We start from the raw sequence: 24,552 nt of genomic DNA, 5'->3' as shown, positions 1-24,552 counted from the left end.
CTCGAAGAGGACTTTGTCACGGTGCTTGCCCTGCGCGCTCCCCTGTACCGCCGTCGGATCGGGCGTGTCGCCCTCGACACGGCGGCCTGCTTCGCGCTCTCGGCGCTGCTCGTCGTGTCGGCCCTGGCGCAGGACGCCTCCGAGAAGGCGCCGATCAAGTTGCAGCTCAACAAGGTCGAGACCGCGGGCGAGGCCTGCCGGATCACCATGGTGATCGACAACAAGGGTTCGGGCCTCAAGTCCTACAAGGTGGATCTCTTCGCCTTCGACCCCGAGGGCGTCGCGCAGAAGCGCGTGGCGGTCGAACTCGGGCCGCTGCCGCCGAAGAAGACCACCGTGAAGATCTTCGATTTCCCCGGCATCGCCTGCAACAAGGTCGGTCGCGTCCTTCTGAACGACGTCCTGACCTGCGACGGCGGCGATCCGGGCCGCGAGGCCTGCCTCGAGCGGACCGAGACCGACAGCAAGGCCGGCCTGCCGTTCGACCGCTGATGCGGATGGTGTGACGGCTGACGAGACCAAACCGCCCGGCGGCGAGAGCCGCCGGGCGGCCTGCGGCTTTCGCCGCACCCCGAGACGATGGCGGCGCGACGCCGCGTGAGACCAGGACGCCAGGAGCCCGCGATGGACCCGACACAAGCCCCGATCGAGGCGGCCCACGACTTCTCGTTCCTCGGCCTGTTCCTGCAGGCCGACCCGATCGTGAAGGGCGTGATGATCCTGCTGGTGATCGCCTCGATCGCCTGCTGGACGGTGGTGTTCGAGAAGGTCATCCGGCTCGCCGCCGCGCGGCGCCAGGCCAAAGCCTTCGCGAATCTGGTCCGCTCCGGGGGCAGCCTCGACGGCGAGCATCGCGGCATCGCCGGCCACGTGGTGAAGGCGGCGATCGACGCGTGGCGCGATCAGGATTCTTCCGAGACCCGGGCCGAGCGCCGCGACCGCATCGAGCGGGCGATGAAGGGCGCCCTCGCCATCGAGGTGAAGCGCCTGCGCACCGGCCTGTCGCTGCTGGCGACCTCCGGCTCCACGGCCCCGTTCGTCGGCCTGTTCGGCACCGTCTGGGGCATCATGAACTCGTTCTCGTCCATCGCCCGGAGCCAGGACACCTCCCTCGCCGTCGTGGCGCCGGGCATCGCGGAGGCGCTGTTCGCCACGGCGATCGGTCTCGTCGTCGCGATCCCGGCGGTGATGGCCTACAACAAGCTCTCGAGCGACGTGAGCGGCATCCAGAGCACCTTCTCGTCCTATATCTCGGTCCTGGGCAACCGCCTCGCGCGCGACCGCGCCGGCGCCCACCGCGCGGCCGCCGAGTAGCGCGGCCGGCGCCAGCCCCCAGAGAGCCGAACGTAAAGGTACCGGAGACGCCCCATGGCGATGGGATCCATTCGCGCGAACGACGACGACGACCTCGACGACGTGCCGATGTCCGACATCAACGTCACCCCGATGGTCGACGTGATGCTCGTGCTGCTGATCATCTTCATGGTCGCCGCGCCGCTGATGACCACCGGCGTGCCGGTCCAGCTGCCGAAGACCGCGGCGCCCAAGGTCGCGCAGTCGAAGAAGCCCGCCGAGGTGACGGTCGACAAGGACGGCAACCCGTCCATCGCCAAGGAGGTGTTCACGATGGAGAGCATCGTGCCGCGCCTGCGCGAGATGGCGGCGGCCGACAAGGATCAGGTGATCCTCGTGCGCGGCGACCGCGACGTGCCCTACGGCAAGGTCATGGAGGTCATGGGCCTCGTCGGGCAGGCCGGCTTCACCAAGGTGTCGCTGATCGCGCAGTCGCCCGGCGGCGCCGCTCCGGCCTCGCCTGGCGCCGCCCCGGCCGCCCCCGCCGCCCCCGCAGGGACCGCGCGCTGAGCCGATGAGCACCTACACGTCGACGGATATGCCGGCCGGTCTCGGCGAGCGCCGCCCGTCCGGGCTGCTCGCCGCTTTCCTGGTCGCCCTCGGGCTGCACGCCTGCGTGCTCGCCGCCGTGATGTTCCTGCGGCTCTCCCCGCCCGCACCGCCCGGCGAGCAGCAGATCACCGTCGACCTCGCGCCGCTCATGACCGACGCGGCCACCGAGGCCCCGGCGGAGCAGCAGATGAGCCAGGAAGCCCCGCCGGAGGCGAAGCCGGTGGACACGCCGCCCGACGAGGCCGTCCAGCCGCCGCCGCCGACCGAGATGACCGAGGTGAAGCCGGAGGACACCCAGGCGGTCGAGATGCCGCAAGAGGCTCAGCCCGTGGAGGCGCAGAGCCAGGTGATCACCTCCGCGTCCGAGGCCGCCGAGCCGCTGGCGCCGCCGCCCACCGAGGTCGCCAAGTCCGAGGAGCCGCCCAAGCCGACGCCCGATCCGGCGAAGCTGAAGGCGGAGCGCGAGGCCAAGCTGCGCAAGATCCGGGAGGAGAAGCTCCGCGAGCAGAAGCGCGAGGAGGCGCGGCAGGAGCGCCTGGAGGAGATCCGCGAGGCCAAGGCCAAGGCTGCGCGCGAGGCGAAGGCGCGCGAGGCCAAGGCACGGGCTGGCGCCGAGCGGAGTTCGGCGTCGGCCTCGCGGGCTAACGCGGCCGGCCGGGCCGCCGCGGGCAACGATCCAAGCGCCATGCGCCAGTGGCAGGGCGCCATCAGCGCGGCGATCCACAGCCGGATGAACGTGAACGCGGCCGTCGGCACCGGCGGCGGGACCGCGGTGGTGCGCTTCACCGTGATGCGCTCGGGTCAGGTGACGGGCGCCGGCGTGGCCCGGTCCAGCGGCGTCGGCCAGATCGACAGCGCCGCCCTCGCGGCGGTGCGCGGATCGATGCCGGCGGCGCCCCCCGGCGTGACGCAGTCCAGCCTGTCGGTCTCCATTCCGCTCAACTTCCGCGTGCGCTGATCGGAGGACGATCCGGGCCGGATCCCGCCCGGCCGACCGCGAGCCCGATCCGGATCGTCCGGCGAACGCGTACGAATGGTGTGCGCCGTCAGTCCCACCCGGCGATCCGGATTCGCCATCGGCCGCGCGGGCATGCTAAAGCCTTCGTGAACCTGCCTTCCCCGCGCGCCTGACGGCGATGCGGGAGGGCGCCGATCCGGCCTTGCCCCCCGCCCCTCGAACAGGCCGGACCCGCTCAGACCCCGTCCCGCGCAGGCTGCGCCGGGTCGGACCCGTCGAGCCGGGGTGAAAGGGACAGGATGAACGACGACACTGAGTACGACCTCGACGAGGTGAATGCCACCCGCGACGCGGAGGCGGAAGCCAAGACCCGGGCGGAGAACCGCGCCGAGCGCGCGGAACGGGCGGAGCGCATGGCTCGCGAGGGCGCCCAGGCGATGGCGGAGCACCACGCGGCCATCAAGGCGATGGACGAGCGGACGGTGCGGCTGCGCTCGCTCCGGCTCGCCAAGGAGGCCGCGGACGCGCAGGCCAAGGCGGCCGAGAAGGAAGCCAAGGCGGCCGCCAAGGGCAGCGCGAAGAAGGCCGCGCCGAAGAAGACGACCGCGAAGGGCTAGAGGTCGATGGCCGAAGACCGCAACCGCCGCCGCTTCACCGACCCGCGCGCGGCAGCCGAGGCGGCCTTCCGGGCCGCGACGAGCCCGAAGACGGCCGCTCCGCCGCCTCAGGCCGCGCCGCGGCCGGCGACGGTCCCGGGCTCCCGGGAAGTGGTGAGCCTGCGCCTCGACAGCGCCGTGCTCGCGCATTTCCAGAAAGACGGCCCGGGCTGGCAGGACCGCATCAACGAGGCGCTCAAGGCCCTCGTCCCGGCGGCCGAGGCCTGAGACCTCCCGCGCGGGGAACGCCGGCGCGCCTGGGACCGGTGCTCAGACCGGCTTCGGCCGCTCGCGCAGGATCCGGTTCACCGCCCGGTCGAGGGCGGACAGGAAGGCCGACCGGTCGGCGCGCGAGAACGGTTTCGGCCCGCCCGTGATGGTCCCGGCCTCGCGCAACGATTGCATCAAGTCGCGCGTCGCGAGGGCGAGACCGATCCCGGCCTCGCTGAACGGCTTCCCAGTAAACGCCAGGACCGTGGCGCCGGCCTTCACGCAGCGCGCGGCCAGCGGAACGTCGGCGGTGAGGACGATGCTCCCGGGTCCGGCCCGCGCGGCGATCCAGTCGTCGGCGGCGTCGAGTTCCGGGCCGACGACCACGCGCTCGATCCAGGGCTCGCGCGGCAGGTTCAGCACGCTGTTGGCGACGACGTGGACTGTCAGGCCGTAGCGCTCGGCGACCCGGTAGGTCTCGTCTTTGACCGGGCAGGCATCGGCGTCGAGGTAGATCGGCGGGCGCGCCGGCGCGTCGATCATGGCCGGGGCACCAGCTTCGAGGTGAAACCCGCCAGGATCAGGAGCACGCCCAGGGCGAACTGGCCGTGCTCGATATCGCCGCCCACCGACAGAACGACGGCGCGGCCGAAGACCGCGAGCCCGATCAGCGGCAGCCCGAAGCGCAGCGCCATCTTCACGGCGATCAGGGTGTTCGCCCGCGCGGTGCTCGCCCCGGCCATCAGCGGGCGACCGCGGCGCGGCGCGGCGCCAGATCCGCCACGGGCGCGGTCTCGGCGGGTCCGCGCTCGAGCGTCGCCACCGACAGCGGCGCGCCGCGGCCGCGGAGCGCGTGGGCGCCGAGGGACCGTGCCCGGACGCCGGCCGGAAGGCGCGGGAGGCGGTTGAGCAGATCCTGCGAGATCAGGATGCCGACGCCCAGCGGGCGGCACAGGGCCTCGATCCGCGACGTCACGTTCACGGCGTCGCCGAAATACGCGATCTTGTGGCGGTCGACCCCGACTTCGGCCGTGACCACCGAGCCGCCGTGCAGCGCCGCCCGGAGCCGCGGGACCGTCCCGAACCGGGCGGTCCAGGCCGCGGCGTCGGCCTCGATCCGGTCGAGCACCTCGAACACGCAGGTGACGCAGCGCGCGTCCTTCAGGCCGCGGGCCATCGGCCACGTCACCATGGCGAGATCGCCGATATAGTCGTCCACCGAGCCGCCGTTGCGCCGCACCGGCTCGGCGAGCGTGGCGAACACGGCGCTGAGATATTCCTGGGCGCGCAGGTCGCCGTGGGTCTCCGCGAAGGCCGTGGAGCCGACCACGTCGAGGAACAGGAAGACCCGCTCCTCCGCCACCGGCTTGTGGTAGCGGCCGATCATGAAGTTCACGAACACCTCGCCGCCGATCAGGTCGCGCATGCGGATGACGAAGACCAGCAGGCCGGACACCGCGAGGGCGTAGGCGAGCACCCGCGCGGTCATGCGGGTCGCGGTCGTGAGGTCGTCCGGTGTCAGGGCGAACGCCCAGACGAGCAGGCCGCCCAGGGCGTTGCCCGCCATGATCATCAGGACGTAGGCGAGTTCCGCGGCCAGCACGTAGAGCCAGGCCGGCAGCCGCCGGATCTTCGCCTGCAGGCCGGCCAGGATCAGCCCGCGGTCGAAGGCCAGCACCGTGGCGCCCATGCAGAGGCCGTACGTGAAGCCGGCAAGGGGCGAGGCGCCGGCCGCGAAGATGATGTTGTAGAGCAACCCCGCGCCGGCCGCCGCCAGCAGGATCAGACCCCAGAATATCCGGTGGGCCGGCAGCATCGAGGCATCTCCAGCATGGCCAGCCGACGGACCGTGCGCGGGTCCGGGCGTCGCGTGGCCCTGCGCGGCGGCACTGCGCGGGGCGGCGCAGACTCGGCAAGCCCGCGCCGCCGGACTTCGGGCATGGGCCTAAAGTTTAGCGCCGCGGGAGGCCGCATGCCATTGCTCAACGCCCCAAGATGGCGCGAGTAAGGCGTGCCGGGTTGTTGCGCGGCCGAGCCGTGATACGCCGGCGGCCCGGGACTCGACCGGACCGCCGCCAGCAACCCCCTGTGACAGCGAAGAGGGAGCGCTGCCATGTACGCCAGGAGCTTCGGCGCGACGCGCGTCTCTGTGCCGGTTATCGGCCAGGGCACGTGGCACATCGACAGTTCGGACCGGACGGACGCGGTCCGGGCGCTGCGGGCCGGGATCGACGCCGGCATGACCCATATCGACACCGCGGAGATGTACGGGGACGCGGAGGCGATCGTCGCCGCCGCCGTCGCGGATTGCCGCGAGGAGGTGTTCCTCGTCTCCAAGGTGGTGCCCGGTAACGCGACGCGCCGGGGCGTCGCGCGGGCCTGTGAGGCGTCGCTCCAGCGTCTGCGGACGGACCGGCTGGACTGCTACCTGCTGCACTGGCCGGGTCAGCACCCGCTCGAGGAGACGATCGCGGGCTTCGAGGATCTGCGCCGGGCCGGCAAGATCCTGTCCTGGGGCGTCAGCAACTTCGACGTCGAGGATCTCGATCGCGTCCGGGCCATCGCGGGGCCGGACCGGATCGCCTGCAATCAGGTCCTCTACCACCTGAACGAGCGGGCCATCGAGCACGCCGTGCTGCCCTGGTGCGAGAAGCACGGCGTCGCCATGGTGGGCTACTCGCCCTTCGGCAGCGGCGACTTCCCCGATCCGGCCAGCGCGGGCGGCCGCGTCCTGGCGGGCATCGCGCAGAACCACGGCACGACGCCCTACGCGGTGGCCCTCGCCTACCTGACCCGGCTGCCGGGCACGTTCACGATCCCCAAGACCGGTCGCCCGGACCGGGCCGTCGAGAATGCCGGCGCGGCGGACCTGCACCTCGGTGCGGCCGAGATCGCCCTGATCGACGCGCATTTCCCGCGTGGACCGCGGCCCCGGATGCTGCCGATGCTGTGAGCCGCGGGGCCGCTCAGGCCCGCAGCGCCAGGGCCACGGGATCCGCCGGCGCGGCGGCGCGGACGCGGTTGCGCCCGGCCTTCTTGGCCGCGTAGAGGGCTCCGTCGGCCGCCGTGAACAGCCCTTCGGGCGGATCGCCGCCGGCCGGATCGGCACAGGCGACGCCGATGCTCACCGTCGCGATGCCACCGACCTCCGGGGCGTGGGGGATGCGGAGGTTCACCACGGCCCGGCGGACGCGCTCCGCCGCGACGCTGGCGGCCGTCGCGTCGACGCCCGGCAACAGGGCGACGAACTCCTCGCCGCCGATCCGGAAGCTCAGGCCGGCGGTATCGAGGGAACGTTGCAGGCACTCCGCCACCGCCTTCAGCGCCTCGTCGCCGCACTGGTGACCGAAGCGGTCGTTGAACTGCTTGAAGTGGTCGGCATCGACGATCAACAGCGCCAGGGGCGTCCGCAGCTGTGCGGCCCGCTTCCACTCCACGGCGAAGTGCTCGTCGTAGCTGCGCCGGTTCGGCAGGCCCGTCAGGCCGTCGGTCCGCGCGAGCACGGCGAGCGCGGCGTTGGCCTCGCGGCTGGAGGCTTCCGCGGCCACGTGGCGCCCGACCTCCCGGTGCAGCAGGATCGTCAGGCCGAAGGCGAGGAGGCAGAGGCACAGGATCAGGACGGCGACGATCGCCGCCTTGTAGATCCAGACGCTGCGGATGCTGTCGACGTCCGTCGCCACGGTCACGATCAGCGGCAGGTCGTCGAGGTCGGCGAAGCTGTAGACCCGCTCGACGCCGTCGAGGAACGAGCGTCCCTGGAACTCGCCGCGCGGCTTGGCCCGGTACATCTTGTAGCCGGGGCTCGCGCTGATGTTCTGGCCGAGCGCCTCCGGCCGTGCCGGCGCCCGGATCAGCAGCGTCCCGTCCCGGTGGAAGACGTTCAGAGCGATGCCGTCGTCGAAATGCAGGCGCTCGAACAGCGCCTGAAAATGCGCGAGCCTGATCGATCCCGACACGATCCCGGCGAATGAGCCGTCGGGCGTCCGGATCCGCCGGGTCATGCGGATGATGGGCTCACCGGTCATGAGAGATACGGTCGGCCCGGACAGGATCAGGCCGCCTTCGGGATTCGACCGATGGAATTCGAATTCCGGCAGCGTGCACATGTTGGGCCGGGTCCGCACGCCGGGATCGCTGGTCAGCCGGACGTCGCCGGCCGCGTCCGTGACGGCGATCGGGCCGAGGCCGGAGCCCGCCACAGCCGTGTCGAACAGCGCCAGGCGCCGAATATCCGGGTCCAAGGCCGCGATGTCGGCGCGGCTCGCGAGCCGTGCGGAGTTCCGCAGCGAGAGGTCGTAGACCCGCAGGCTGTGGCCGACGCCCTCCTCGATCACCGCCAGCAGATTCCCGGCGTTGCGGCGGGCGTTGTGCCAAGCGACGTCCCGCAGATCCAGGCAGAGATAGACGCCGAGCAGCGCGAGGCAGAGCAGCAGGCATGTGCCGGCCGCCGCGATCAGGCGCGAGGCGCGATCATCCAGGTGAGCTCTGATCGCTGTAGCGGTCGCGCGCAGGAGCATGGGCTCGATCGGGCTGCCACGAACCGCGCCATTGCGGTTGACGGGCTTACTGTTCACCCGATCTTACGTCCACGAAGATTGAAAAAGCGGTTATTGGCGGCACTAAGAAGCGCTGAATCGCCGCTAATACAAATACAGGCCGCCGCGGCTGTCAGTCCCGCCTCGACGCGGTCGCCTTGAGCCGGAGCCCAGGCGTAGTCGCGCGGATGCGCGACGGCGCGCGCCGCGGGCCGCCGCCTGGTCCCGACGAATGCGGAGACCGCGGAGCGTCAGTCACCGATGCCGAACAGCTTCTCGATGAAGTTGCGGTCGTCCTTCGGCGCGCGCCGCGACGGCGCGGCCTGGCGCGGCGCCGGGGCCTCCGGCTCACCGAGGATCTGGCCCAGGAGCCCGCCCGGGCCCGCCGGGGCGGCGCTCGCCACCGAGGCGGTCGTCTCCGGCTGGCGGCGCCAGCGGTTGAGGCCCGGGAGCGGGACCGGCGTCTGCCCCTTCAGGGCCTGGGTCATATAGGTCTTCCAGATCTCCGCCGGCAGGTTGCCGCCGGTGACCTTCTTGGTGAGCTCGCCGTCGTCGTTGCCGAGCCAGACGCCGGTCACGAGGCTGCCCGAGAAACCCATGAACCACGCGTCGCGATAATCCTGGGTGGTGCCGCTCTTGCCCGCGAGGTCCCAGCCGGGGATGTCGGCCTTCTTGCCGGTGCCGCTGACGAAGGTCTCGTGCATCATGGCGTTCATCATGCCGTCGGCGTTGGCGTCGATGACCCGGCCCAGACCGTTGTCGGAGCGCTTGTAGAGGACCTTCCCGTCCTGGCTCTTCACGGCGGTGACCACGTAGGGGATCACGCCGATGCCGCCGTTGGCGAAGGCCCCGTAGGCGCCGACCATCTCCAGGAGCGTGACCTCGGACGTGCCGAGGGCGATGGAGCCGTTGGCCTGGAGCGGCGAGGTGATGCCGAGCCGCTGGGCGGTCTGAACCACGGTCTTCGGCCCGACCTCCTGGCCGAGGCGCACCGCGACGGTGTTGAGCGACTGGGCGAGCGCTGTCCGCAGGGTGACGGGACCCTCGTAGCGGTGGGAGTAGTTCTCCGGCGCCCAGTTACCGATCCGGATCGGCGCGTCCTCCCGGACCGTGTCGGGCGTGGCGCCGTGCTCCACGGCCGCGAGGTACACGAAGGGCTTGAACGAGGAGCCGGGCTGACGCTTGGCGGTCGTGGCCCGGTTGAACTGGCTCTGCGCGTAGTCGCGGCCGCCGATCAGGGCGCGGATGGCGCCGTCCGGCCGCATCGAGACCAGCGCCCCCTGGCTGACGTTGTAGCGCGTGCCCTTGGCGTTGAGCTCGTCGGTGAGCGCCTTCTCGGCCGCCGCCTGGAGGCTCGGATCGACCGTGGTCTGGACCGTGATGTCGGTGTCGAACTTGCCGACGTAATCGTCGAGCACGTCCATCACGAGGTCGGCGACGTAGTTGGCCGACCCGCCGCCGCGGGCGTTGGCGGGCTTCGCCGGCTGGGCGAGCGCCACCTTGACGTCCTGCGCCGACGCGAAGCCCAGCTCCTGCATGGCGGCGAGCACCTGCGCGGCGCGGGCCTGGGCGGCCGGGAGGTTGCGGTTCGGGGCAAGGCGCGAGGGCGCCTGCACGAGGCCGCCGAGCATCGCGGCCTGCGCGAGGCTCACCTCCTTGGCAGGCTTGCCGAAATAGCGCTGCGCCGCCGCCTCGACGCCGTAGGCGCCGGCGCCGAAATAGACGCGGTTCAGGTAGAGTTCGAGGATCTCGTCCTTCGTGTACTTGTGCTCGAGCCAGAGCGCGAGGATCGCCTCCTGGATCTTGCGCGAGGCCGAGCGCTCCGGGGTCAGGAACAGGTTCTTGGCGAGCTGCTGGGTGAGGGTCGAGCCGCCCTGCGCCACGCCGCGCCGGGTCAGGTTCTGGCCGATGGCCCGCATGATGCCGACCGGGTCGACGCCGAAATGCTGGTAGAAGCGCCGATCCTCGATCGCCACGAAGGCGCGCGGCAGGTAGGGCGGCAGCTCCTTGATCGACACGACGCGGCCGCCGGTCTCGCCGCGATTGGCGAGCAGGGAGCCGTCGCTCGCCAGGATCGCGATGTTGGGCGGCCGCTTCGGCACCGCGAGCTGGTCGATCGGCGGCAGCTGCGAGGCGTGGTAGGCGATGAGCCCCGCGAGCCCGATCACGCCCCAGAGGCCGAGGACGACGCAGCCGTAGACGATGCGGCCGAGCCAGGAGCGCCGGCGTCGGCCGCGACCCGAGGCCTTCGCCCGCCCCGTTGTCCGCGCCGGCGCCTTGCTCGGCTGCCGCGCTCCGCCGCCCGATCGCTTCGCCACGCCGTCTCCTGCCCCGGGGCGGTCCTCACGGGTCAGGCGCAGGTCGAGTTCGCCGCGATCCCGCGCGCGCCCTTCGGGCACGTCGAAGTTCGGCTCAATCCTGCCCCGACCCTTGGCCATGCATCCCGTTCTCGAATGTTCCGCCGCGATGCGCGACCGTCAGGCACGCCGCAGGACGGTTTCCGCACGCCAAATGCGGCGGTTTCGCGCCCCGTCCGGCAACGACACCGGGGCCGGCACCGCCGGCGATCCTTGTCGAAACCGTTTGTGACCGCTTCGCGGTACGGTGCGGAAAAAGGCTGGCCAATCCGTTAAGGACCGCGCCGGACGGTCGGGATCGAGCCCGGCCACCGCGTGCCGGGAGGACGCCGCCCTAGCGCGCGGCGCCCTGAAGCTCGCCGGTGCTCGCCAGGATCGTCTCCTGCAGCGCGGTCGCCGCCGCGTGGTGGCGACCCGGGCCGAGCACGACGAACTCGACCGCGCCGAGCGGCGGCAGGCCGGCCGCCTCGGAGATCGCGGCGAGGCCCGGCGGCAGGATCTTGGCCGAGTGCGGCGCGATGCCCAGGCCCGCCTCGACGGCGGCCCGCAGCCCCATCAGGCTTCCGCTGGTGCAGGCCACCCGCCAGGACCGGCCCACCGCCGCGAGGGCGTCGAGCGCCAAGGTGCGGGTCATCGACGGTGGCGGGTAGAGCACGAGAGGCAAGGGCTTGGCCCGATCCGGCACGAGGCCGGGTCGGCCCGTCCAGATCAGATCCTCCGCCCAGGCCAAGGTCCCGCGCGGGTCGCCGCGCCGCCGCTTGCAGAAGATCACGTCGAGCTCGCCCGCATCGTAGCCCTGGTAGAGGGCGCGGCTCAGCCCGACCGTGATCTGCAGATCGACCGCGTCGTGCCGATCGGCGAAGCGGGCCAGGACCTGTGCCAGGGTCGACAGGGTGTAGTCCTCGGAGACGCCGAGCCGGATGCGGCCGCGCAGGCCTTCCGGCGAGAAGAAGGCGCGCAGCCGGTCCTGCGCGTCCACCACGTCGCGGGCGAAGCCGATCATGGCCTGACCGTCCGGCGTGGGCGCGACCCGGTGGGTGTCCCGCGTCAGGAGCGCGCGACCGAGCGCCTGCTCGAGCCGGGCGATGTGCCCGCTCACCGTGGATTGCCGCAGACCGAGAGCCTGCGCCGCGGCGGTGAAGCTGCGGCTCTCGACGACGGCCAGGAACGAGCGCAGCAGCTCGATGTTCGGGTTGCCTATCATGAGTCACGATAACCGATATCGGTAACCTGCGGGTGCCGCGCAGCGTTAGGGTTCGGGACAGCCTCGTCCCAGAGCCGCGCCGCGAAGCCTTGCCCGATGTCCGCACCCGTTATCGTGACCACGCTGTTCGTCGGCGGCCTCATGGCGATCCCGACGCTCGGGAAATGGGCGACGCAGGTCACAGAGGTGCTCGCCTCCCTGCTGGCGATCGCCACCGTGCTGGTCGCGATCCTGTATCTCTGCGATCGCTGGCCCGACTACTTCGCCAATCCGCGGATGCCGGTCGGCCTGACGGCGACGCCCTTCGCCGACTGAGACGATGACCGGTCCCGCGCGAGCTCGGAGACCGGGGACCGGTCCCTTCGCCGGCGCCGCCCTGGCGTTCGTCGCCGGCTTCGTCGACGCGGCGGCCTTCATCGCCCTGACCGGACTCTTCACGGCTCACGTCACCGGCAACTTCGTCCTGATCGGCGCCGAGCTGGTCGCGAGCTCCAGCGGCGTGGTTGCCAAGCTCCTGGCGCTGCCCGTCTTCGTCGGAGCGGTGGCGGGGGCTCGAATTCTGGCCCTGGCGCTGGAGCGGCGGGCTTTCGACCCCCTGCCCTGGCTCCTCGCCGTGGAGGTGACCCTGCTCGCGGGATTCGGGCTGTGTGGCACCGTGTGGTCGCCCCTCGGCGGAGCGGACAGTGCCGCTTCCATCGCCGTCGGCATGCTCGCGGTCGCGGCCATGGGGTTACAGAACGCCATCGGCCGCCTGTCTCTCGGCCATCTCGCCCCCACCACGGTCATGACGGTGAGCGTCAGCCAGGCCGTCATCGACGCGACCGACCTCGTCCTGGGACGCGGCCCACAGCGCGATCAGACCCGGGAGAGGTTCCTGCGCGTGCTCCCGGCGATCGCGGCCTTCGCCGCGGGCGCGCTGTTCGGCGCCTTCGGGATCGCCCATCTCGCCTTCGGCAGCATCGTCCTGCCGCTCGGCGTTCTGACGGCCCTGATCGTCCTGGCCGCGGCGCCCGGAGACGCCGGCGCCGGGCCGTGAGGAGCCGCGCCGCGCGGCGCTCGGGCGGCGACCGCCGTCACCGCTCGGCCGGCGGTTCGGGCGATGGCTTACCCAGCACCCGTCGCGCCTCGGCGAGCAGCACGGGATGGCGGGCCGCCTGCGGACCGGAATCCGGCGTCTCGCGGCCGAGCCGGGCGATGCGCGCCCCGAACAGGCGCCGGCGCAGACCGAACCGGCGGACGCTCATCAGCAGCGCCTGAAGCACGAGGCGGACGGCCTCGGTCCGCTCGCGCTCCTCCACGATCGCCGCCGCGAGAGCGGCCTCGCGGCGGAGCGCGGCCTCGAGCTCCTCCCGGACGGCGGCGCGGGCCGCCTCGTCCTTGCGCGCCGCGTCGAGCTGGATCCGGCATTCCTGGAGCGCGCTGAGCAGCAGAAGCTCCTGCGCGGACGCATCCCTCATCAAGGCCTCCCGGCTCGCTGTCTTCCGTCCGACGACGGGGCGTTCCGCCCGATCACCGTCGCGCCGGCCGCGGACCGGCCCGCGCGCATCCTGGTGCGACGCCATAGCGAGCGCGGCCGCTGGCCGGAAGCCGCCGACCGGATTATTCGGCACCCGCACCGCGAACCACGGGGGAATCGGGGACGTGCAGATTCGGATCGCTCTGGCCTTCGGGGCCATCATGCTGGGAGGCGGCGCGCTGGCACCCGCCCCGGCCCAGGCCTACCAGCTCGACACGGTGAACCTGGTCGGCTGCGCGCAGGAGGGCGGCGTCTGCCGGATGCCCTATCCCACCAACGTCTATTACGGCGTGCCCGGCCGGACGAACGGCCGGCCGTTCCCGCAGGGCGGCGTCGTGCCCTGCAACACCCAGACCTTCGGCGATCCGGCGCCGGGCCAGGCGAAGAGCTGCTGGTACGCCCCGCGGATCAACGCGGGCGGCGGTGGGGGCTACGGCGGCGGCTACGGCGGTGGCGGCGGGGGTGCCTACGGCGGCGGGGGCGGCTACCGGAATGACGGCTACGACGACCGGCGCGACGCCTACCGCGACCGCCGCGACTACGACCGCCCGCCGCCGCGCCGATCCTACGACGACGATTACGGGCCGGGGCCACGCCGCCACCGGGGTGATCCCGACGAGTACTGATCTCGGTCGAGCAGGGTAGGCACGGGAACGTATTTGCCCTGTTAACCGCGATCCGGCATCGTCCGGCTCCGCGGAGCCGCGAGACGGGACGGAGGAGCTGATGACGGAGAATCGCCGCGGCACCTTCCGGAAGAACGCCTTCACGTTCGGCGCTGTGCTGCTCGACGGCGGCGAGGTGAGCTGCCTGGTCTGGGACGCCACCGACGTCGGCGCGCAGATCGAGGTCGAGGACGATCAGGCCGTGCCGGACCGCTTCGCGCTTCGTGTCAGCACGGGCACCGAACCGCGCCCGGCCACCGTGGCGTGGCGGCGCAGCCGGCGGATCGGTATCGCCTTCGACGGCTGAGGACCCTCAGGTCGCCTGCAGGGCCGGGCTCGGCTTAGGCCCGGACCCGGCCAGCCGGAACCGCCGCGGCCGGACGAACAGCAGGTCGAGCGCCGTCCCGCGGACCAGCCGCTCCAGCACCAGCGGCAGGATCACCGCCATCGCCATGACGGTCAGGCTCGCGAGGCCGATATCGGTGATCGCGCCGGTGCGCACGAGGATCTCCCGTGTCGCCGCCATCGGCAGCGAGAAGGCCAGGTAGATCACGATCGAGCGCTGGCCGCAGGTCCGGACCGCCTCGGCGGCCGGACCGCCGGCGCGGCCGATGAGAGCCGCCGCCACCACGATCGCGAGGGCACCGGCCCCGCCGAGGGCGAGGCTCACCAGCGGCAGGCTGGCGAGGGTCGGATGATCCGGCAGGCCCGACGGGGTCAGCGCGAGCCAGCCTTCCAGGACCGCCCAGGCGCCGAGGCCGCAGAGGGCGAGCGGGACGCGGCGGCGCGCCGCGTCGGCGAGCGCGAAGATCCGCCCGGCGAACAGGTAGCCCGCGACGAAGTAGACGTAGCGGGCGCAGAACTCCTCGATCAGGGTCGACTCGCTGCGGATGTCGGCGATCTGCAGCAGGGCGGCGCCGGCGAGGAGCACGCCGCCGGGCACGCGGCGCAGGGCCTTGGTGACCACCGAGAACACCGCCAGCAGGTAGATGAACCAGAGGCTGGAATAGGGCTCGATCAGTGCGTGGGCGAGATGCGCCGCGAAGGCCGCGGGACCGGCATCGCCGACGATCTTGCCGTACTTGGCGACCGACTGGATCACCAGCCAGAGCAGGTAGAAATAGGCGAAGTGGACGACCCGGCGGTCGGAGAACAGGCGCCAGTCGCGGTCGATCACCCGTCCCACGAACAGGCCGGAGAGCAGGAAGAAGTCCGGGATGCGGAACGGCTTCGCGAAGGCGACGACCGGGTGGAGGAAGCCCTCGCCGCCCATGGCCTCGCCGGTGCCGATGACCGAATGCATCATGACGACCAGGAGGATGCAGATCCCCTTGGCGATATCGACCCAGGCGAGCCGATCCCCCGTATCCCCGACCCCGGCCATCGTCCGAACCCTCGCGATCGGGGCGATCCTGGACCGGTTCGGGTTGACGGCAAGGAACGGGGCGGCGGCCACCTGCGGATGTGACGAACGCCCGGTAAACGCCGGCCGGGCAGGTGTCAGATCTTGCGGCGCGCCGACTTCCGCTCGCGGGTCATGCGCGTGGCGGCGTGGAAATCGTCGGGCTTGCCGCGGACCCAAACGAGGAAGCGCGCGATCTCCGGATCGGCGCGCAGGGCCTCGACGTCGGCGAGGCGCTTGGCGATCTCCGCCTCGCTGTAGCGGGCGTGGATCGCCGAGTGGCAGATCTGGTGAAGCCGGACCGTGCCGCGATGGGTCCCGCCCTTCAGCTTCGGCGTGAGGTGATGGAGGCTGGAGCGGGCGCGGCGCGGGATCGGGCGCTCGCAGAGGGGGCAGACCGGGTCCGGCGGGCCCGGGACGCCCGGCGCGTCCGGATCCTCGGCGCTCCAGCGCTGCGAGCGCCGTCCGACCACGCGAGCCTCCCTCTCCTACCCCTGCTGGTCCACCGGCTGCGGGCAGGCCGGACCGACGCCCTGTCCGAACAGCGCCTCGGCCTCGCGATCCCGGCTCCCCAGGATGGAGACGTGGTCCCCCGGGATCACGTCGATCCGCGCCCGCGGGCCGGCCGCCTCAGCGAGGTTCCGCGCCAGCTTGGCCGGCACCACCGTGTCGTCGCGGCCCTGCACGATCAGCACGGGCGCCGACCCGTCGCGGATGCGCAGGTCCGAGCGGTACGTGTCGCGCAGGAGCCAGATCGGGGCTAGCGGGACATGCAGCCGCACGGTGTGGGTCATCGAGTCGAACGGCGCCTCCAGGTACAGGCCGATCGTCGGCACCCGTTCGGCGACGGCCACGGCCACGGCGGCCCCGAGGGAGTGTCCGTGGAGGAGGATAGGCGCGTCGGGCGCCCGCGCCCGCGCGGCCTCGACGGCCGCCAGCCCGTCGCGGATCAGCCCGTCCTCGCTGGGGCTGCCGGTGGAGCCGGGATAGCCGCGATAGGCCACAGTGAGCACGCCCCAGCCGCGCGCCCGCCAGGGCTCCGCGGCGAAGCGGGCCGCGTGCGGCTCGGGGCGGGACCCGTTGCCGTGGAAGCTCACGACGACGCCGCAGCCCGGCCGCGGAGGCCGCCACAGGCCGTGCAGGGTCTCGCCGTCGGGGGTCGCGACCGTGATCGTCGCGAGGCCCGGCGGGATCGTCCACGGGTTCTGCGGCCCGAAGGCGCCCGGATAGAGGAACCGGCGCTGCCCGAGCGCGAGCGCGGCGCAGGCCAGCCCGCAGAGGAGGAGCGCGGCGAGCAGGAGGCCGGCGATGAGGCGCATTGCGGTGAGATTGCGGCGGGGGAGAACGCGTGCGTTCGGACGAACGGTTTCGGGGATGTGTTTTCTAGGGCGGCCGGTCAGCATTGACAAAGCCGTCCGCGGGCCCGAGTCTGGAACCGTTCCGAGGGGGGCCCTGAAGAGGGCTGAGATTGGGCACGCTGCCCTGACCCTTGAACCTGATCCGGCTCATACCGGCGGAGGGACGGGAACCTGCGGTCGCATCTCGCGCGACCTCATCTCATCTCGGCCATCGCGTGGACCGGACCGCTCCAGCACGAGGAGAGGCCCACGATGAACGCACCCGTTCTCCCGAAGGACGTGAAAGGCAGCCCCGAGACCGTGACCACGGGTCCGGTCAGCGGATCGCGCAAGGCGTACGCGAACCCGGCCGGGCGGCCGGACATCCGCGTTCCCTATCGCGAGATCGTCCTCTCCGATCCGAAGGAGGAGCCGGTGCGGGTCTACGACCCGTCGGGCCCCTATACCGAGACCGATGCCCGTATCGACCTCAACGCCGGCCTTCCCGGCGTGCGCGAGCCTTGGGTCGCGGCCCGCGGTTACACGGCCGTCGCGCCGCGCGCGGTGAAGCCCGAGGATAACGGATTCGCGGGCGACAAGCTCGTGGCCCCCTGCCCCGCCGAGCGGACCATCCGCAAGGCGGCCCCGGGCCAGATGGTGACCCAGTACGAGTTCGCCCGCGCGGGGATCATCACCGAGGAGATGATCTACGTCGCCCATCGCGAGAACGTCTGCCGCGAGGCCATGCTCGCGGGCGCCGAGGCCGCGCTCGCGGACGGCCAGAGCTTCGGGGCCTCGGTCCCGCCCTTCATCACCCCGGAATTCGTGCGCGACGAGATCGCCCGCGGCCGGGCGATCATCCCGGCCAACATCAACCACACCGAGCTGGAGCCGATGGCGATCGGCCGGAACTTCCTGGTCAAGATCAACGCCAACATCGGCAACTCCGCCGTGACCTCCTCGGCCGCCGACGAGGTCGAGAAGCTCGTCTGGTCGATCCGCTGGGGCGCCGACACGGTCATGGACCTGTCCACCGGCCGCAACATCCACAACATCCGCTCGTGGATCATCCGCAACAGCCCGGTCCCGATCGGCACGGTGCCGATCTACCAGGCGCTGGAGAAGGTCGGCGGCGACCCGCTCAAGCTCGACTGGGAGGTCTTCAAGGACACGCTGATCGAGCAGGCCGAGCAGGGCATCGACTACTTCACCATCCATGCCGGCGTGCGCCTCGCCCACGTGCCGCTGACCGCGCGGCGCGTCACCGGCATCGTCTCGCGCGGCGGCTCGATCATGGCCCGCTGGTGCCTCGCCGGGCACCGGGAATCGTTCCTCTACGAGCGGTTCGACGAGATCTGCGACATCATGCGGGCCTACGACGTCTCGTTCTCTCTGGGCGACGGCCTGCGCCCGGGCTCGATCGCCGACGCCAACGACGCCGCCCAGTTCGGCGAGCTTGAGACGCTGGGCGAGCTGACCAAGGTCGCCTGGGACAAGGGCTGCCAGGTGATGATCGAGGGCCCCGGCCATGTGCCGATGCACAAGATCAAGGTCAACATGGAGAAGCAGCTGAAGGAGTGCGGCGAGGCGCCGTTCTACACTCTCGGCCCGCTGACCACCGACATCGCCCCCGGCTACGATCACATCACCTCGGGCATCGGCGCCGCCATGATCGGCTGGTTCGGCACCGCGATGCTCTGCTACGTCACCCCGAAGGAGCATCTCGGCCTGCCGGACCGGGACGACGTGAAGACCGGCGTCATCACCTACAAGATCGCCGCCCACGCCGCAGACCTCGCCAAGGGGCATCCCGCCGCGCAGCTCCGGGACGACGCGCTCAGCCGCGCCCGGTTCGACTTCCGCTGGGAGGACCAGTTCAACCTGGGCCTCGATCCGGATACCGCCCGGCGCTTCCACGACGAGACCCTGCCGAAGGACGCCCACAAGGTCGCGCATTTCTGCTCGATGTGCGGGCCGAAATTCTGCTCGATGAAGATCACGCAGGACCTGCGCGCCGAGGTGCTGGCGATGGAGGAGGCCGGCGAGGTCGTGGGCGCGGCGCCCGCGATGTCGAAGGCCGAGGCCGAGGCCGGCATGCGGGCGAAGTCGCAGGAATTCCTGGCCGAGGGCGGCAAGCTCTACGTCGACGCCGCCGAGTGAGATGGCGGCGCGCCCGGTCCGCTCAGGATTCGGGCGCGCCGCAGCCCCGCCCCGGCGTTCCGCCGTGCGGGGCCTCGATATCGAGAATGTCGCCCGGGCGGGCGCCGTAGGCATCGTGCAGCGCCGCGAGCATCAGATCCGCGGCGATGCCCGTGTCGGGCGGCGATCCCAGCTCCACCAGGCGCGCGAAGTTCTCCGCCGGGTCCGCCTGGACGTATCCGAGCGCCGCCAGCGCCTGCCGTGCCGTCGCATCAAGCCGCAGGCGCCTTCGGCCGGGTGGCCCGTAGGCGCCCGACGCGGCCGCGCAGAACATCCGCGTATCCCGATCCTGGAAGATGCACTGGACGTAGCGCTGCGCCTGTCCGTGCGGCGCGACGACGATGAAGCGGTCGCGCGAGACGTCGACCGGCCCGCGCCTGTGGATGGCGTCGAGACGCTCCACGACGGCGCAGCGGTGCTCGCAGATGAACGGCGCGCGCGTACCCGGATCGCCAGCCGCGGCCGGCGCGGCGAGCGCGGGACTGGTCGCTAAAACGAGCATCGCCGAGATCCTGTACATCGCGTGCTCCACGCTGCGCGGGGCGGGCCGCAGTCCCGTCGCGGGAAGACGAACCGGCTGGGCGCCGAGTCGACCCAGGAGAAAATTCAGCACGGATTTGTGTCGCCCCGGTAACGCGATGTTCATCGCATCTCCGATCCCGCCGCATCATCCGGTGGACCGGCGGTCGCCATTAAGGAACGATTAGGCAGGACCGCGCCTCAATCCTTCGATCACAGGATCGCAGGAGACCGGCGATGGAGATCCGAACGCTGACATCCACGACGCCGGGGCCGCAAGGCCTCGACGCGCTCGGAGCGACGGCCGCCGCCGCCGTGACCCAGCAGGCGCCCGAGCCCGAGACCTCCGCCAAGCCGCTCGAGCCCGCGGTGAAGCTCGACATCGGCACGAACGGCGGCAAGGCGCGGTACATCCAGGATCCGGACACCAGCTCGATCGTGTTCCAGGTGGTCGATCCGTCGTCCGGCAACGTGATCGACCAGCTCCCGAGCGAGACCGCCCTGCGCAATCGCGCCTACGATTCCGCCCGCAGCACGCAGGGTTCGCAGAGCGGCAGCCTCTCCCGCGTCGCCTGAGCGGAGTCGCTCAGGCGCGCAGCCGGCGGACCGAGTCATCGACCGGCGGCGCGGCCAGGCCGAACTGCGCCAGCGGCAGGATCTCCACCGGCGCGTCCCGCCGCGCGACGAGCACGCTGTTCTCGGCGACCGTCGTCCAAGTGCCGTGATCCCGGTCGAGCGGCTCCGAGGCGACGACCACGCCGCCCTCCGAAGCGCGGTAGTAGAGCGAGTTCGCCTTGTCGTTCGCGGCGTAGCGGAACGCGTAGAGATCGCGCCCGTCGGCCAGCGCCGCGGTGAACCGGAACGGATGCGGCCCGGCGAGATCGGTGAGGCGCGCGAGCGCGCGCGCCGTCGCCTCGACAGGATCGCGGCGCGGCCCCGGTCCCATCAGGCCGCAGCCCAGCAGCCCGAGGAAGATCGCTTCGGAATCGGTGGTCCCCGCGCGCGACGGGTACAGCTCGTCCGGGATCAGCGCCTCGACCGGGCGCCGCAGGCGGCTCCAGTCGCCGATATAGCCGTTGTGCATGAACAGCCACGGACCGCAGGCGAAGGGATGGCAGTTCGGCCGGGTGATCGGCGTCCCGGTCGCGGCGCGCACGTGCGCGAAGAACAGGTGCGAGTGCAGGTGCCGGCACAGGTAGCGCAGGTTGTCGTCCGACCAGGCGGGCTGGACCTCGCGGTACCGGCCGGGCTCCGGGTGATCGCCGTACCAGCCGAGCCCGAACCCGTCGCCGTTGGTCGCCGCGGTCGATTCGAGCGCCGCGATGCTCTGCGAGACGAGGCTGTGGGACGGCTCGGTGACGTAGTGCTCCAGCGGGATGGTGCGTCCCGCATAGGCGATCCAGCGGCACATCGACGGGCTTCTCCGGGTGTCTGTCGACCGGCTGATCCGGGACGATCGTGGACAAAGCGCGGCACCTTGAGCGCGCGATCGATCACGATCCATCGCGAAAGGCGTGCCGCGGCCCGTCTCAGACGCCGTGCGTCTGGAGCCAGCTCTCCAGAAGGGCCACCTGCCAGAGCTTCGAGTTGCCCTTGGGCGTCAGCGTGCCGTCGGGATCGGCGAGCAGGTGATCGACGTAGGCGCGGTTGAAGATGCCGCGCGCGCGCGCCTCGGGACGGTCCAGCACGTCGCGAACGTAGTCGAGGAACGGGCCGCGGATGTGCTTCAGCGCGGGAACGGGGAAGTACCCCTTCTCGCGGTCGATCACCTCGGCGGGGACGACAGCCCGCGCGGCTTCCTTGAGGATGTACTTGCCGCCGTCCCGGACCTTGAGCTCCGCCGGGATGCGTGCCGCCAGCTCGACGAGGTCATGGTCGAGGAACGGCACCCGCGCCTCGAGGCCGCAGGCCATCGTCATGTTGTCGACCCGCTTGACCGGATCGTCGACCATCATGACCTCTTGGTCGAGTTGCAGAGTCTTGTCGATGGCGCTGTCGCTCCGCGAGTTCGCGAAGAAGGTCGCGATGTAGTCGGTGCTGTGATCGCCGCCGACCATGTCGGGCGTCAGGGCCTCCCGCATCTCGGCATGGTCGCGGTCGAAATACGCTTTCGCGTAGTCGGCGACCGGGTCCGTCGAGCCCATCAGCTTCGGATACCAGTGATAGCCGCCGAACACTTCGTCGGCGCCCTGCCCGCTCTGGATCACAGTCACGTGCTTGGCGACCTCCTGCGAGAGCAGGAGGAAGGCCACCGCGTCGTGGCTCATCTGCGGCTCCGACATCGCCGCGATGGCCGCGGGCAGCGCCTCCAGCGTCCGGGTGCCGTCGACCGCGAGCTTCGTGTGGTCGGTGGCGAAGGTCTCGGCGATGATGTCCGAGTACTTGAACTCGTCGCCTTCGACGCCGTTCACCGCGTCGAAGCCCACCGAGAAGGTCTTGAGGCCGCGCTGGCCACCGCGCGCCAGCAGGGCCACCAGCAGCGAGCTGTCCAGGCCGCCCGAGAGGAGAACCCCCGTCGGGACGTCGGCGACCTGCCGGCGCTCGACAGCGGTGCCGAGGGCGTCGAGGACGGCCTCGCGCCAGTCCGCCTCGGTCCGGCCACGGTCGGCCGCGCGGGGGCCGATCGCCAGGGTCCAGTAGGTCGACGCGTGCCGCGTCCCGTCCCGCTCGATCGTCAGGATCGTCGCCGGTGGCAGCTTGCGCACGCCCTTGAGGATGGTGAGCGGGGCCGGGACGCCCGCGTGCCAGCTCATGTAGTGGTGGAGCGCGACCGGATCGACCGCGGTATCGACGTCGCCGGCGGCGAGCAGGGCCGGGAGCGACGAGGCGAAGCGGAAGCGGCCCTTCGTCTCGCTGTAATAGAGCGGCTTCACGCCGAGCCGGTCGCGCGCCAGCACGACCCGCCCGGAATCCCGCTCCAGGATCGCGAAGGCGAACATGCCGGCGAAGCGCTCGACGCAGGCAGTTCCCCAGGCGTGGAAGGCCTTGAGCACCACTTCGGTGTCGCTCGTCGAGAAGAACGCGTAGCCCTTCGCCTCGAGTTCGGCGCGCAGCGCGCGGAAATTGTAGATGCAGCCGTTGAACACGATCGCGAGCCCGAGGGCGGGATCGATCATGGGCTGCTGCCCGGCCTCGGACAGGTCGATGATCTTGAGCCTGCGATGGCCGAAAACGACCCGGCCGGAACCGAAGAGCCCCGCTGCGTCGGGCCCGCGCGGCCGCAGAGATCCCATCATCGCGTCGACGGCGGCGGGGTCCGCCGGCCGGTCGAAGCAGATCTCGCCGCAGATTCCGCACATAGTGTCAGCAGGGTCTCGGTCCGGCGCCACGCGCGCTTCTTCGAGCGAAACGGCTCGCGCGCCGCGGCGTTCCGCCGACCCGGCCGGGACGCCGCGCCGGGCTCACGCGGGGTCGCCCGGGGATCACGACCGGGAGATGCCGGACCCGTTTGACGCCATCGCCGTCGAACTGCTAGACCATGGCCGTACATGAGCGCACGGCGCCGTTCGGAGCTCGCGCTCCGCGACAGACCTTATCCGTGCCGACCATGTCGGCGGGCGTAGTTCAGTGGTAGAACGTCAGCTTCCCAAGCTGAATGTCGTCGGTTCGATCCCGATCGCCCGCTCCAACTAACTCGTTGAAGCGTCAGCCTTTCTGACAGTCTACCGCTGATCTCGCGTTCCCCACGTTCCCCATCGCGTTCTGGCCTGCCCCCATGCGGTGGCCCAGGTTCGAAGTTAGTGCATCGTCGGTCGCGTGACGATGGCTGGGCGAGCGAGCGGCGCTGAAGTGCTCGGTTCCGTTAGATCGGAAGAGCGTCNTGGCCTGCCCCCATGCGGTGGCCCAGGTTCGAAGTTAGTGCATCGTCGGTCGCGTGACGATGGCTGGGCGAGCGAGCGGCGCTGAAGTGCTCGGTTCCGTTGGCCAGATGACGACCTCCGGCGCAGGTGGCTGGTAGCCGAGCGACGAGTGGGGTCGAATGGTATTGTAGTCTTTCCGCCACTGCTCGATGACGACGCTGGCTTCTTTGAGGGTGTAGAACACCTCGCCGTTGAGGAGTTCATCCCGCAGCTTTGCGTTGAAGCTCTCGCAGTAGCCGTTCTCCCACGGACTGCCCGGCTCGATGTAGGAGGTCGTCGATCCAACCGCCGTGATCCAGTCCTGAACGGCTTTGGCGATGAACTCTGGCCCGTTGTCCGAGCGGATATGCCCTGGCACCCCGCGGAGGCTGAACAGGTCCGAGAGCACGTCGATCACGTCGAGGGCCTTCAGCTTGCGAGCGACCCGGATGGTCAGGCACTCGCGGGTGAACTCGTCGATGACGTTCAGCATCCGGTACTTCCTGCCGTTGTGCGTGCGGTGCTCGACGAAGTCGTACGACCAGACGTGGTCGGGGTGCTCAGGCCGTAGTCGCAGGCAGGAACCGTCGTTGAGCCAGAGACGCGCTCGCTTCGGTTGCCGAGCCGGGACCTTGAGCCCTTCGCGGCGCCAGATCCGTTCGACCCGCTTCACGTTTACCGTCCAGCCGTCACGCCGGAGCAAAGCCGTGATCCGACGGTAGCCGTAGCGCCCGTACTGCAGAGCCAGGGCCACGATGGCGGCTGTGAGAGTGGCCTCGTCCTCGAGCACCACAGCACACTTGCGCTGGGTCGAACGATGCTGTCCCAGGACACGGCAGGCAAAGCGTTCCGACACGCCATGCTCGGCAACGACGTAGTCGACACAAGCCCGGCGGCGAGCCGGGCTCAGAAGTTTCCCGATGCGGCCTCCTTCAGGATCAGCTTCTCCAAAGTCAGGTCGGAGATCGCCCGACGAAGCCGTTGGTTCTCCGTCTCCAGGGACTTCAACCGCTTGACCTGGTCACCCTTCAGGCCGCCGTACTCAGAGCGCCAACGGTAATACGTGACCTCGGTCACCTCGATGGATCGAATTGCTTCAGCTACCTTGCGTCCTTGCGAGACCAGAACGTCCACTTGGCGAAGCTTGGCAACAATCTCTTCAGCCGTATGCTTCTTCCGTCCCATGATGACATCCTCCACATGGCTCAAAGCCATACCTTAGGGAGGACCACTTTTCAGGGGGCAGGCCA

Annotated in this window: 27 protein-coding genes, 1 tRNA gene and 1 riboswitch; of the genes, 14 read left to right on the top strand and 14 right to left on the bottom strand. The window is 71.0% G+C overall.

Features of this window, described 5'->3' with window-relative positions; genetic code table 11:
• Positions 1-21 precede the first annotated feature (21 nt).
• The 6 genes from ASG32_RS16025 (at position 22) to ASG32_RS16000 (ending at position 3,747) form a co-directional block, all read left to right on the top strand.
• Complete coding sequence (locus ASG32_RS16025; protein ID WP_056527997.1) at positions 22-492, top strand: hypothetical protein; 471 nt, start codon at positions 22-24, stop codon at positions 490-492.
• A gap of 132 nt (positions 493-624) precedes the next feature.
• Entirely contained in the window at positions 625-1,314 is a 690-nt protein-coding gene (locus tag ASG32_RS16020) for a MotA/TolQ/ExbB proton channel family protein (RefSeq protein WP_020092809.1), read from the top strand.
• 54 nt (positions 1,315-1,368) lie between these two features.
• Positions 1,369-1,863, top strand: a complete 495-nt coding sequence (locus ASG32_RS16015) for an ExbD/TolR family protein (RefSeq protein WP_056527994.1) — start codon at positions 1,369-1,371, stop codon at positions 1,861-1,863.
• 4 nt (positions 1,864-1,867) lie between these two features.
• Positions 1,868-2,863: a cell envelope integrity protein TolA gene (tolA, locus tag ASG32_RS16010; protein WP_056527992.1), complete on the top strand. Its 996-nt coding sequence runs from the start codon at positions 1,868-1,870 to the stop codon at positions 2,861-2,863.
• 299 nt (positions 2,864-3,162) lie between these two features.
• Positions 3,163-3,480 carry a hypothetical protein gene (locus ASG32_RS16005; protein ID WP_020665400.1) on the top strand — a complete coding sequence of 106 codons (318 nt, stop codon included), beginning with the start codon at positions 3,163-3,165 and terminating at the stop codon, positions 3,478-3,480.
• Between the two features lie 6 nt (positions 3,481-3,486).
• Positions 3,487-3,747, top strand: coding sequence for a BrnA antitoxin family protein (locus ASG32_RS16000; protein WP_056527989.1), 261 nt, complete (start codon positions 3,487-3,489; stop codon positions 3,745-3,747).
• A gap of 42 nt (positions 3,748-3,789) precedes the next feature.
• Here ASG32_RS16000 and ASG32_RS15995 read toward each other — a convergent pair whose 3' ends face one another.
• Genes ASG32_RS15995 through ASG32_RS15985 form a run of 3 tightly spaced genes read right to left on the bottom strand, consistent with a single transcriptional unit; the run spans position 3,790 to position 5,545 of the window.
• Entirely contained in the window at positions 3,790-4,272 is a 483-nt protein-coding gene (locus ASG32_RS15995) for a YaiI/YqxD family protein (protein WP_056527986.1), read from the bottom strand.
• Positions 4,269-4,472 (bottom strand): hypothetical protein, encoded by a 204-nt coding sequence (locus tag ASG32_RS15990; protein ID WP_056527984.1) that lies wholly within the window; start codon positions 4,470-4,472, stop codon positions 4,269-4,271. Before ASG32_RS15990 ends, ASG32_RS15995 begins: the two co-directional genes overlap by 4 nt.
• Positions 4,472-5,545, bottom strand: coding sequence for an adenylate/guanylate cyclase domain-containing protein (locus ASG32_RS15985; RefSeq protein WP_056527981.1), 1,074 nt, complete (start codon positions 5,543-5,545; stop codon positions 4,472-4,474). Before ASG32_RS15985 ends, ASG32_RS15990 begins: the two co-directional genes overlap by 1 nt.
• Positions 5,546-5,842: 297 nt before the next feature.
• On the opposite strand from ASG32_RS15985, the gene ASG32_RS15980 reads away from it, so the two are divergent.
• The gene (locus tag ASG32_RS15980; RefSeq protein WP_056527978.1) at positions 5,843-6,682 is read left to right on the top strand and encodes an aldo/keto reductase; all 840 of its coding nucleotides are present in this window, start codon (positions 5,843-5,845) and stop codon (positions 6,680-6,682) included.
• A 13-nt stretch (positions 6,683-6,695) separates the two neighbouring features.
• Here the strand turns inward: ASG32_RS15980 and ASG32_RS15975 are convergent, their stop codons facing one another.
• From ASG32_RS15975 to ASG32_RS15965, 3 genes are all read right to left on the bottom strand, one after another.
• The gene (locus ASG32_RS15975; RefSeq protein WP_244491998.1) at positions 6,696-8,303 is read right to left on the bottom strand and encodes a sensor domain-containing diguanylate cyclase; all 1,608 of its coding nucleotides are present in this window, start codon (positions 8,301-8,303) and stop codon (positions 6,696-6,698) included.
• Between the two features lie 212 nt (positions 8,304-8,515).
• On the bottom strand, positions 8,516-10,702 hold the full coding sequence (locus ASG32_RS15970) for a transglycosylase domain-containing protein (protein ID WP_020092817.1): 2,187 nt from the start codon (positions 10,700-10,702) through the stop codon (positions 8,516-8,518).
• Between the two features lie 253 nt (positions 10,703-10,955).
• Positions 10,956-11,825: a LysR family transcriptional regulator gene (locus ASG32_RS15965; protein WP_199866128.1), complete on the bottom strand. Its 870-nt coding sequence runs from the start codon at positions 11,823-11,825 to the stop codon at positions 10,956-10,958.
• Positions 11,826-11,921: 96 nt separating this feature from the next.
• On the opposite strand from ASG32_RS15965, the gene ASG32_RS15960 reads away from it, so the two are divergent.
• Both ASG32_RS15960 and ASG32_RS15955 read left to right on the top strand, forming a co-directional pair.
• Positions 11,922-12,140: a hypothetical protein gene (locus ASG32_RS15960; RefSeq protein ID WP_020092819.1), complete on the top strand. Its 219-nt coding sequence runs from the start codon at positions 11,922-11,924 to the stop codon at positions 12,138-12,140.
• Positions 12,141-12,144: 4 nt separating this feature from the next.
• Positions 12,145-12,861: a DUF1275 family protein gene (locus tag ASG32_RS15955; RefSeq protein WP_056527972.1), complete on the top strand. Its 717-nt coding sequence runs from the start codon at positions 12,145-12,147 to the stop codon at positions 12,859-12,861.
• A 37-nt stretch (positions 12,862-12,898) separates the two neighbouring features.
• Here ASG32_RS15955 and ASG32_RS15950 read toward each other — a convergent pair whose 3' ends face one another.
• Positions 12,899-13,282 carry a hypothetical protein gene (locus tag ASG32_RS15950; RefSeq protein ID WP_026604872.1) on the bottom strand — a complete coding sequence of 128 codons (384 nt, stop codon included), beginning with the start codon at positions 13,280-13,282 and terminating at the stop codon, positions 12,899-12,901.
• 184 nt (positions 13,283-13,466) lie between these two features.
• Here ASG32_RS15950 and ASG32_RS15945 point away from each other — a divergent pair, with 184 nt between their 5' ends.
• Positions 13,467-13,967, top strand: a complete 501-nt coding sequence (locus ASG32_RS15945; RefSeq protein ID WP_056527969.1) for a hypothetical protein — start codon at positions 13,467-13,469, stop codon at positions 13,965-13,967.
• Between the two features lie 100 nt (positions 13,968-14,067).
• Positions 14,068-14,313, top strand: coding sequence for a hypothetical protein (locus ASG32_RS15940; protein ID WP_020092823.1), 246 nt, complete (start codon positions 14,068-14,070; stop codon positions 14,311-14,313).
• Between the two features lie 6 nt (positions 14,314-14,319).
• Here ASG32_RS15940 and ASG32_RS15935 read toward each other — a convergent pair whose 3' ends face one another.
• The 3 genes from ASG32_RS15935 to ASG32_RS15925 all read right to left on the bottom strand — a co-directional run bounded on the left by ASG32_RS15935 (position 14,320) and on the right by ASG32_RS15925 (position 16,727).
• The gene (locus ASG32_RS15935) at positions 14,320-15,390 is read right to left on the bottom strand and encodes an acyltransferase family protein (RefSeq protein WP_056527964.1); all 1,071 of its coding nucleotides are present in this window, start codon (positions 15,388-15,390) and stop codon (positions 14,320-14,322) included.
• Positions 15,391-15,506: 116 nt separating this feature from the next.
• Entirely contained in the window at positions 15,507-15,881 is a 375-nt protein-coding gene (locus ASG32_RS15930) for a restriction endonuclease (RefSeq protein ID WP_020092825.1), read from the bottom strand.
• Positions 15,882-15,896: 15 nt separating this feature from the next.
• The gene (locus ASG32_RS15925; RefSeq protein ID WP_020092826.1) at positions 15,897-16,727 is read right to left on the bottom strand and encodes an alpha/beta hydrolase; all 831 of its coding nucleotides are present in this window, start codon (positions 16,725-16,727) and stop codon (positions 15,897-15,899) included.
• A 114-nt stretch (positions 16,728-16,841) separates the two neighbouring features.
• A riboswitch (TPP riboswitch) is annotated at positions 16,842-16,947 on the top strand.
• A 71-nt stretch (positions 16,948-17,018) separates the two neighbouring features.
• Between ASG32_RS15925 and thiC the strand changes: the two genes are divergently transcribed.
• Positions 17,019-18,905: a phosphomethylpyrimidine synthase ThiC gene (thiC, locus tag ASG32_RS15920; protein WP_056527962.1), complete on the top strand. Its 1,887-nt coding sequence runs from the start codon at positions 17,019-17,021 to the stop codon at positions 18,903-18,905.
• A gap of 22 nt (positions 18,906-18,927) precedes the next feature.
• Here thiC and ASG32_RS15915 read toward each other — a convergent pair whose 3' ends face one another.
• Complete coding sequence (locus ASG32_RS15915; RefSeq protein ID WP_199866127.1) at positions 18,928-19,446, bottom strand: hypothetical protein; 519 nt, start codon at positions 19,444-19,446, stop codon at positions 18,928-18,930.
• 254 nt (positions 19,447-19,700) lie between these two features.
• Here ASG32_RS15915 and ASG32_RS15910 point away from each other — a divergent pair, with 254 nt between their 5' ends.
• Complete coding sequence (locus tag ASG32_RS15910; protein WP_020092829.1) at positions 19,701-20,039, top strand: flagellar protein FlaG; 339 nt, start codon at positions 19,701-19,703, stop codon at positions 20,037-20,039.
• A 10-nt stretch (positions 20,040-20,049) separates the two neighbouring features.
• Here the strand turns inward: ASG32_RS15910 and ASG32_RS15905 are convergent, their stop codons facing one another.
• Both ASG32_RS15905 and ASG32_RS15900 read right to left on the bottom strand, forming a co-directional pair.
• Positions 20,050-20,874 carry a class II glutamine amidotransferase gene (locus ASG32_RS15905; protein ID WP_020092830.1) on the bottom strand — a complete coding sequence of 275 codons (825 nt, stop codon included), beginning with the start codon at positions 20,872-20,874 and terminating at the stop codon, positions 20,050-20,052.
• A gap of 118 nt (positions 20,875-20,992) precedes the next feature.
• Entirely contained in the window at positions 20,993-22,762 is a 1,770-nt protein-coding gene (locus tag ASG32_RS15900; RefSeq protein ID WP_056527957.1) for an N-acetylglutaminylglutamine amidotransferase, read from the bottom strand.
• A 254-nt stretch (positions 22,763-23,016) separates the two neighbouring features.
• Here ASG32_RS15900 and ASG32_RS15895 point away from each other — a divergent pair.
• Positions 23,017-23,091: transfer RNA gene (locus ASG32_RS15895), tRNA-Gly, on the top strand.
• 227 nt (positions 23,092-23,318) lie between these two features.
• Here the strand turns inward: ASG32_RS15895 and ASG32_RS15890 are convergent.
• A protein-coding gene (locus tag ASG32_RS15890; RefSeq protein ID WP_107351968.1) for an IS3 family transposase occupies positions 23,319-24,487 on the bottom strand; the annotation gives its coding sequence in 2 pieces (ribosomal slippage) (positions 23,319-24,223 and positions 24,223-24,487; 1,170 coding nt in all).
• Between the last annotated feature and the right edge of the window lie 65 nt (positions 24,488-24,552).

Source organism: Methylobacterium sp. Leaf361, from assembly GCF_001424445.1.
Classification (GTDB): Bacteria; Pseudomonadota; Alphaproteobacteria; order Rhizobiales; family Beijerinckiaceae; genus Methylobacterium.
This window is presented reverse-complemented; position numbering and strand designations above follow the sequence as displayed.